The sequence below is a fragment of the Marisediminitalea sp. genome (assembly GCF_984433645.1).
The window spans coordinates 1-5,551 of record NZ_CFIDRX010000231.1 but is presented as its reverse complement, the minus strand read 5'-3'; the positions used below and the strand labels follow the sequence as shown (position 1 = coordinate 5,551).

Annotated in this window: 5 protein-coding genes; 4 read left to right on the top strand and 1 reads right to left on the bottom strand. The window is 49.8% G+C overall.

The genetic code is table 11. The features are described from left to right. On the bottom strand, window positions 1-142 hold a 142-nt coding region (rpmE, locus tag AC4MRN_RS19180; RefSeq protein ID WP_490403485.1), incomplete at its 3' end, for a 50S ribosomal protein L31. A 266-nt stretch (window positions 143-408) separates the two neighbouring features. Here rpmE and priA point away from each other — a divergent pair. The 4 genes from priA to hslU all read left to right on the top strand — a co-directional run bounded on the left by priA (window position 409) and on the right by hslU (window position 5,427). Further along, complete coding sequence (gene priA, locus AC4MRN_RS19175; protein WP_491204204.1) at window positions 409-2,595, top strand: primosomal protein N'; 2,187 nt, start codon at window positions 409-411, stop codon at window positions 2,593-2,595. 201 nt (window positions 2,596-2,796) lie between these two features. Beyond that, window positions 2,797-3,372: an SPOR domain-containing protein gene (locus AC4MRN_RS19170; protein ID WP_475070885.1), complete on the top strand. Its 576-nt coding sequence runs from the start codon at window positions 2,797-2,799 to the stop codon at window positions 3,370-3,372. A gap of 129 nt (window positions 3,373-3,501) precedes the next feature. Then, complete coding sequence (gene hslV / locus AC4MRN_RS19165; RefSeq protein WP_073320766.1) at window positions 3,502-4,026, top strand: ATP-dependent protease subunit HslV; 525 nt, start codon at window positions 3,502-3,504, stop codon at window positions 4,024-4,026. Between the two features lie 69 nt (window positions 4,027-4,095). Further along, window positions 4,096-5,427 carry an ATP-dependent protease ATPase subunit HslU gene (gene hslU, locus AC4MRN_RS19160; RefSeq protein ID WP_073320763.1) on the top strand — a complete coding sequence of 444 codons (1,332 nt, stop codon included), beginning with the start codon at window positions 4,096-4,098 and terminating at the stop codon, window positions 5,425-5,427. Window positions 5,428-5,551 lie beyond the last annotated feature (124 nt).

Below are 5,551 nucleotides of genomic sequence, written 5' to 3'. Positions count from 1 at the left end.
GCTTACCAGTGTAGAAAGGGTGACAAGCTGAACATACGTCCAGGTTGATGTCTTTACCCAGAGTAGAACGTACTTTGATCTCGTTGCCACAAGAACAGTTCGCAGTAATTTCTTCGTATTTAGGGTGGATATCTTGTTTCATTGGGTTACCTCAAAAAAAGGCCGTATCGCTATCCAGCCCGAAGCTGAACACCATACGTTGCTAAATTCAGTACAAGCGATAATCGCTCGGTTTTTAAGAGCGGCGCATATTACTGGATGTCGATTAATCAATCAAGGTTTTTATCGTGCGCAACCATTCATTTTGCATTGATATCCACGTAATTGCATCGGCAAGATCTTCGATTAGTGTTATCCTGCTAAATCGGTATATTTTCAACCTTAGCGTATAAAGTCAGATCGTTACCCATGCCAGTTGTTGATGTCGCGGTGCCTGTGCCGCTCAAGCAATCGTTCAGTTATCTCCATGACACACCTGTTGCAACCGGTGTGCGGGTAAAAGTGCCGTTTGGAAACCGAACGCTGATTGGTGTAGTAATAGGTAACATTGAAGCGCAAACCGAAGATACCGGTCTGAAGTTAAAGTCAGTCACTGAGGTACTCGATGAAGTGCCGCTGTTTGATACCACGCTGATCACACTGGCTAACTGGCTGGCTAAATATTACCACCACCCCATTGGTGAAGTCTGGTCGACCCTGATGCCCGTGCGGTTGCGAAAAGGCATGCCGCTGACCGACAAACTGGACGCCTTTACCCTCACTGAAGCCGGACAAGACGCACTTGAACAGTCACTGGTACGCGGGAAAAAGCAGCAGTTGTGTCTGGCATCGTTAGCTGACGAGCCGGTAGAAGAGGGTGAAATTAAACAGCGATTTTCACCCGCTGTGATTAAAGCATTATCAGAAAAAGCCCTGATACAAACGGTACAAATTAAGCAGGAAATCCAGACAGACTGGGCGTCGTACACATTACAAGAGACGACACCTGTCGCCTCAACCGAACAGGCTGTTGCGATTGCGGGTGTGAATCAAAACGGCACTGAATTTCGGACCTTTTTGCTTGAGGGGGTTACCGGCAGCGGTAAAACGGAAGTGTATTTACAAGTCATCGCCCCAGTGTTGAAGGCCAATCGACAGGTATTGATTCTGGTGCCGGAGATAGGGTTAACGCCACAAACTGTCGGGCGCTTTGAGCGACGCTTCGGTATTAAGGTAGGCGTGTTGCACTCACAAATGTCCGACCTGGCGCGGCTGCAGGTATGGCAACAGTCCCGCAGAGGCGAATTGGGCATTGTTATCGGTACGCGCTCGGCGATTTTTACGCCCATGGTGCGTCCCGGCATGATCATCGTTGACGAAGAGCACGATGAGTCTTTTAAGCAGCAGGATGGGTTGCGGTATCACGCCAGAGATTTAGCGGTTAAACGCGCCCAGACTGAGAACGTTCCCTTATTGCTCGGCAGCGCAACACCGTCATTGGAAAGCCTCAATAATGCGCTGGCCAAACGTTACACTCACTTACAACTCAGTGAACGAGCGGGGGGCGCCAGTCATACTCAGTTAAAGGTGCTGGACTCACGTGACCAACCACTACAGGCGGGTATTGCTCCGGGTTTACTCAGTGTCATGCGTAGTCACCTGCAGCAAGGTAACCAGGTACTGGTGTTTTTGAATCGTCGGGGTTATGCGCCGGCGGTGTTATGCCATCACTGCGGGCAAACCGTAGATTGTAAAAGCTGTGAACGCCCGTTTACTTATCACAAGTCACAGGGGCGCCTGCAGTGTCATCACTGTGGCGCAAGCAAACGCATGCCAAACCAATGCAGTGCCTGTCACAGTACGTCTCTGCAAACGTCGGGATTGGGTACCGAACAGCTCGAACAGGGGCTGGGAGAGTTGTTTCCCGATATTAAACAAGTGCGCATAGACAGTGATGCCGTTAGAGGCAAAGACGCGTTGGTAACGCGTTTAGATGAAATCAATGCGCGAAAATACCAATTGTTAATTGGTACACAAATTCTTTCAAAGGGGCATCACTTTCCTCATGTTACGCTGGTGGTGGTGCTGGATTGCGATGGCGCGCTGTTTTCCGCCGACTTTCGAGCGCCGGAAAAATTTGCTCAGTTGATTACGCAGTTAGCTGGCCGCGCCGGGCGCGCCACCAAACCCGGTGAAATGTATATTCAAACCGATAATCCGGGTCACCCGCTGTTACAGGATCTCATTCACAACGGGTTTGCGCACTTTGCCCGCCATGCCCTGCACGAGCGTAAAATGACCAACTTGCCACCTTACAGTGCTCAGGCTGTGATCCGGGCCGAGGCGAATGCTGCGCAACAGGTGCATACGTTCTTGCAGCAGGTGAAACAGGCCTTTAGCGATCACAGTCACCAGTTTGGTGGTTACATAGCCGGCCCGCTGCCGTGTTTAATAGAAAAGCGACAAGGGCGGTTTCGGTTTATGTTACTGCTTCAATGCTCGCAGCGCGCCGCTTTACACAACTGGATCGCCAGTACCCTTCGACAGGTACAGAGTTTACCGTTAGCGACACGGGTACGCTGGAGCCTGGATATTGACCCGGTAGACTTCAGTTAATCACGCGGAACGTCCACTTTACGCTCCGTATTTAAAGGCCTGCGACACAAATTGCGATTACGGGTAAATCTTGGGCAGCTTTTTTTGATCAAGCGCGCTACACTGGTCTGCTCATTGAGAATGTAGCTCATCAGAAATTTGGTTTTTAGCAGCAAATGCGAATCACAACAGTGTCGCATGATGGATAATTAAAAAAGCATTATGTCTCAACGCGATTATGTTTCTCGTGGCCGCGCACCACAGAAAAAACAAAAAAACAAAAAGGCGTCAGGCACGGCACGCAGCAATGCCCCCAAAGCACCGGTAAAAACGGTGTCATGGATAGCGGTAGCTGTCGTCGTGGCTCTGTTGATAGGGTTTGCCTACTTCCTGTGGTCTATCAAGGATAACGTGGAACCAGACGGTGCCCAACCTATGGCGAAAAAGCCGGTGGCGGTTGAAGATGAACTGCCTGAATTGCCACAGGAAGAGTGGGAATACATTAAGACGCTGCCTGGTTATGAAGTTGAAGTCGATGTCGCAGAGCAAGAGAAATCGGATAAGCGCTATTTAATGCAGTGTGCCTCATTTAAAACCCGGGCTCAGGCTGAAGAAATGCGCGCAAAAATTGCCTTTCAGGGGCTGGAAGCGCAGATACGCCGAAGTGACGGTGACAATGGCGAGTGGTTCCGGGTGATACTGGGGCCATATGATGCCAAACGCGACGCCGAGCGTGCTAAGCACGCACTGCGTAAAGTGAATATTACCACCTGCCAAATCTGGTACTGGAACTTCTGATCTCTTTTCGGGCCGTTGTGTGCAACGGCCCTTGAATTTCCTTCATCCCCCCCCATTTCCCTATTCATTGTTCATGCATTGTCTGTCTTTTGACGCTGACAGTGCCATAACCACCACAGTGGAGTGAATGTGACTACGATTGTATCTGTCCGTCGGGACAACCAGGTAGTAATGGCCGGAGATGGTCAGGTGTCGCTGGGCAACACCGTTATGAAAGGCAACGCCAGAAAAGTGCGTCGCCTGTATCAGAATAAAGTACTGGCCGGCTTTGCAGGCGGCACAGCCGATGCGTTTACCTTATTTGAACGCTTTGAGGCAAAATTAGAGATGCACCAGGGGCATTTAACCAAAGCCGCGGTTGAGCTGGCCAAAGACTGGCGTACTGATCGCATGTTGCGCAAACTGGAAGCATTACTTGCAGTTGCCGATGAGACCGCCTCGTTAATTATTACCGGCAACGGTGATGTGGTGCAGCCAGAGCAGGATCTCATTGCCATAGGCTCAGGCGGAAACTATGCCCAGGCCGCAGCAACAGCCTTATTAAACAACACTGAGTTAAGCGCCAAAGATATCGCTGAACAGAGTCTGACAATTGCCGCAGACATTTGTGTGTTTACCAACCACAACCAAACGGTTGAAGTACTGGATTATTAATTTTTTCGGCAGTCGTGTTCCAACCGATTGCCCGGCTGGCGAAGCCAGCTTACGTAAAAAGGGTTTGCTATGTCTGAAATGACTCCAAGAGAAATTGTTCACGAACTCGACAGACACATTATTGGTCAGCAAGGCGCTAAGCGTGCCGTGGCCATCGCGCTGCGAAATCGCTGGCGTCGCATGCAGCTGCCTCAGGAGCTGCGTCAGGAAGTGACACCAAAAAATATTCTGATGATTGGTCCAACCGGGGTAGGTAAAACTGAAATTGCCCGTCGTTTGGCTAAACTCGCGAACGCACCATTTATTAAAGTGGAAGCGACTAAGTTCACCGAAGTGGGCTATGTGGGTAAGGAAGTTGAGTCTATCATCCGTGACCTGGCTGATATCGCAGTGAAAATGACCAAAGAGCGCGAAATGGAAAAAGTGCGTTTTCGTGCAGAAGAAGCCGCAGAAGAGCGCATTCTGGATATTCTGATCCCGCCGCCTGAAAATGCCTGGGGCGAGAAAGAGCGCACCGAAGATCGCGGTACCCGTCAGTCTTTCCGCAAGAAATTGCGTGAGGGAACGCTGGACGACAAAGAAATTGAAATCGATGTATCGCAACAGCAAATTGGCGTTGAAATCATGGCCCCTCCGGGCATGGAAGAAATGACCAATCAGCTGCAAGGCATGTTTGAAAATCTTTCTGCGGGTTCTCAGAAGAAGAAAAAGAAAATGCGTATTCGCGACGCCATGAAAGTGCTGGTGGAAGAAGAAGCCGCACGCCTGGTTAACAAAGAAGATCTGAAAGCCAAAGCACTGGAAGCGGTTGAGCAACACGGCATTGTGTTTGTGGATGAGATCGACAAGATTTGTAAGCGCGAAGGCACCAGTTCAGCCGATGTCTCTCGTGAAGGTGTGCAACGCGACCTATTGCCATTAGTGGAAGGTTCTACGGTATCGACTAAACACGGCATGATCAAAACCGACCATATTTTGTTTATTGCGTCGGGCGCTTTCCAAATGAGCAAGCCGTCGGACTTGATCCCAGAGTTACAAGGCCGGTTACCGATCCGCGTTGAGCTATCTGCACTGAAAGTAGAAGACTTCAAGCGCATTCTAACCGAGCCAAATGCCTCATTAACTGAGCAGTACGTAGAGTTAATGAAAACCGAAGGTGTGACGGTAGAGTTTACCGATAGCGGTATTCAGCGTATCGCCGAGGCTGCCTGGCAAGTAAACGAAAAAACGGAAAATATCGGTGCCCGCCGTTTGCATACGGTGCTGGAGCGTTTGATGGAAGACATTTCCTACGATGCCTCAGAAAAGCAAGGTGAGACCTACAGCATTGATGCTGAGTACGTTAATGCGCACCTGGATGCGCTGGTAGATAACGAAGACCTGAGCCGCTTTATCTTGTAAGGGCGCAAAAGAAATACCAAAGGCGACCCGGAGAGGTCGCCTTTTTTGTGTCTAATAACATGCGAGTATCTAGGGGCTGTTGACCTTTACTGTATCATTTTTGTTCTATATAGAAGCGTTTTAA

Excerpts from the sequence above, each read along its gene's own strand:
- priA (WP_491204204.1), top strand. The coding sequence starts at position 409 with ATGCCAGTTGTTGATGTCGCGGTGCCTGTGCCGCTCAAGCAATCGTTC.
- AC4MRN_RS19170 (WP_475070885.1), top strand. The coding sequence starts at position 2,797 with ATGTCTCAACGCGATTATGTTTCTCGTGGCCGCGCACCACAGAAAAAA.
- hslU (WP_073320763.1), top strand. The coding sequence starts at position 4,096 with ATGTCTGAAATGACTCCAAGAGAAATTGTTCACGAACTCGACAGACAC.